This is a genomic window from Oculatella sp. FACHB-28, from assembly GCF_014696015.1.
Taxonomy (GTDB): Bacteria; Cyanobacteriota; Cyanobacteriia; order Elainellales; family Elainellaceae; genus JAAUTN01.
In genome coordinates, this window is the sequence record NZ_JACJPJ010000006.1 from 1 (window position 1) to 2,532 (window position 2,532).

2 protein-coding genes and 2 pseudogenes are annotated in these 2,532 nt (G+C 45.1%); 3 read left to right on the forward strand and 1 reads right to left on the reverse strand.

Features of this window, described 5'->3' with window-relative positions:
- Positions 1 to 113 (reverse strand): annotated as a pseudogene (locus H6F88_RS00080) (transposase); the annotation flags it as partial.
- 315 nt (positions 114 to 428) lie between these two features.
- On the opposite strand from H6F88_RS00080, the gene H6F88_RS00085 reads away from it, so the two are divergent.
- From H6F88_RS00085 to H6F88_RS34250, 3 genes and pseudogenes are all read left to right on the forward strand, one after another.
- The gene (locus tag H6F88_RS00085; RefSeq protein ID WP_206756412.1) at positions 429 to 1,487 is read left to right on the forward strand and encodes a hypothetical protein; all 1,059 of its coding nucleotides are present in this window, start codon (positions 429 to 431) and stop codon (positions 1,485 to 1,487) included.
- 242 nt (positions 1,488 to 1,729) lie between these two features.
- The gene (locus H6F88_RS00090) at positions 1,730 to 2,158 is read left to right on the forward strand and encodes a GNAT family N-acetyltransferase (protein WP_190640730.1); all 429 of its coding nucleotides are present in this window, start codon (positions 1,730 to 1,732) and stop codon (positions 2,156 to 2,158) included.
- A 137-nt stretch (positions 2,159 to 2,295) separates the two neighbouring features.
- Positions 2,296 to 2,424 (forward strand): annotated as a pseudogene (locus H6F88_RS34250) (GNAT family N-acetyltransferase); the annotation flags it as partial.
- Positions 2,425 to 2,532: the final 108 nt, after the last annotated feature.

Consider the following 2,532-nt stretch of genomic DNA (forward strand, 5'->3'; position numbering starts at 1 on the left):
TTCTGAAGCTCGGTGAGCACAGCCAGCCAAAATTTGGCAGACTCATTCTGGCTCATCCATACTCCTAAGAGTTCTTTGGTGCCCGACAAGTTGACACCCAGTGCTAAGTGAATATCTGGGATAAAGTTTTGGAGGGTAAGTAGAAATGCTTACTCGCGATCGGTTGAAATAAAGCATTTTCGTTCTCCTCCTCTCACGCTTTAATCGAAAGGGCGGGGATTCCGGTCTACCCAAATGAGCGTATTATGCAGAATCATTCCACCGATCCAGCTGTTTTAGATGGATCAGCGGAATGGTTCGCTCTAATGATAGTTATGCCGTTCTCATCGGTGAGGAGGTAGATAGAATCGTCGGCAAGGTAATCAAAAGCTGGTGTTGAACAGCTTTCTTCACAACCAATTCACCCCAAAATGATGCTAAATACTCCCTTGACAACTGTTGAAGAAGCCACTTCTGATTGGTTAACTCATGTTTTACAGCAACAGGGTTATCTAGATAGTGGTGCAGTTTCAGATGTGAGCGTGGATGCCGAGAAAAGTTCTAACGCCAGTACTGCTCGTCTAGCTCTGACCTACTCTAGAGAAGCGACGGGAGTTTTGCCAACCAATTTATTCTTGAAGCTATGTAATGTGGATACTGGACATTTTGGTAATTCTGAAATTTGTTATTACACGGCGATCGCTACTCAAATTCAAGATCCTCCCATTCCCCATTGCTATCACTGTGCATATACGCCCGATACAGGGCACTATCATCTATTGCTTCAGGATGTATCCCAGACCCACGCTTCCAATTGGAACGTCAAACCAGCTTGGGAAAGTGCTGCAAAAACAGTTGATGCAATGGCAAAAATCCACGCTAGTTGGTGGAATCATTCTCTGTTGAGTACTGTAGGAAAGTTTCCCAATGAAGAGGTAATCGAAAATTACATCTCCTATCCTGCACAGGGATTGAGTCCGATGTTGGATGATGTTGGTAAAACCCTGCCCCAACCATGGTTAGATCTGATTCACCACATATTTCATGGACACGGAGATCAACTCAAAAAGCGTGCTAGCAGAACTAAGACCTTAACTTGCATTCATGGTGATCTCAATCCTGGTAATATTCTCTCACCTATTGATGCAAGCGGTAACACCCTGTTAATTGATCGCCAACTCTTCGAGTGGAGCCTATCTGTTTGGTTAGGTGTTAGCGATATTGCATACATGATGGTTCACTGGTGGGATACTGGAATCCGACGACAACTAGAAAAGCCATTGTTGCAGCGTTACCATCAAAAGCTTGAGGAACTTGGCATCGAGGACTATAGCTTTGCCGAACTTTGGAGTGACTATCGTTTGTGTGCAATGCAAAGCTTATATGTAGTTACAGCATGGTGTATCTCTGAATCAGAGCGGCGAGAATATAAATGGGTTTGGTTGCCGCAGTTAAAGAAGACAATGGCAGCTTGCTTAGACTTAGAGTGTATTGAGCTTTTACAATGAGGGTTTGGTACGGTTAAACGCTGCATAATAAGTTTGCTGCACCGGAACGAATTTAAGCTATCGTTGGGATGCAGAGGCCACTGCGTCCGGTGAGCAGAACGTTGTGCTGCTTGGGTTATCTGTTGAGGCAGTGGTTAAGAGTTTGTCTGTTAGTGTGCAGTATCAAATCATTTTGAGATGTCGGTGGGGCGATCGCGCTGATTCTACAACCGGGAAAGTTTTTGCTCACACTAAAAATTGCGATGAAGCCACAACTCAAGATAGAGATCGTCGAAGAACCAAAGCTTGATGAGACTGAATTTATTGTTCAACAACTGATCCAATACAACAGTCGTTGTGCTGGTGAGGGCAACTTTCGGCAATTAGCTGTTTGCTTACGAGATGCAGATGAGAATTTAGTCGGTGGATTAATCGGGTCAACATATTGGCAGTGGCTATATGTTGATATTTTTTGGATACACGAATCTTATCGAGGAGGAGGTTATGGTATCTCCCTTCTAGCTGCTGCGGAGCGGGAAGCTGTTAAGCGGGGTTGCCAATATGCCTATTTAGATACGTTTACTTTTCAAGCACCAGAGTTTTATCAAAAGCTTGGATACGTTGTCTTTGGGGAACTACCAGACTTTCCAGCAGGGCACAGCCGATTCTTCTTAAGAAAAGTGCTGCAATAGGCACAGCACAACAATCCTGCTGCACCGGAACAAATTCAGCGATCATTGGGATGCAGAGGTTACTGTGTCCGGTGAGCAGGAGCATTATGCGCTTAATCATCTACAATTCTTGGGCGTCTTCTAAACTCCATCTCGAAATGCAAATTGAACAATACACTCCTCAGCATCTTGATGCTATTGTTCGTCTTTCGCTTCGGGCATGGACTCCAGTTTTTGAATCGATTCAGAATGCGATGGATGCCGACGTGTACCAAGTGTGGGTTCCGCGAGCAACGCGAGGTAAGATATGCACGAAATCACAACTTCCCAAGTCTTCTACGACGCAGACGGCCTGAACATGGTCGCTCATCTAGCACGGCCGCACAGCGAGGGTC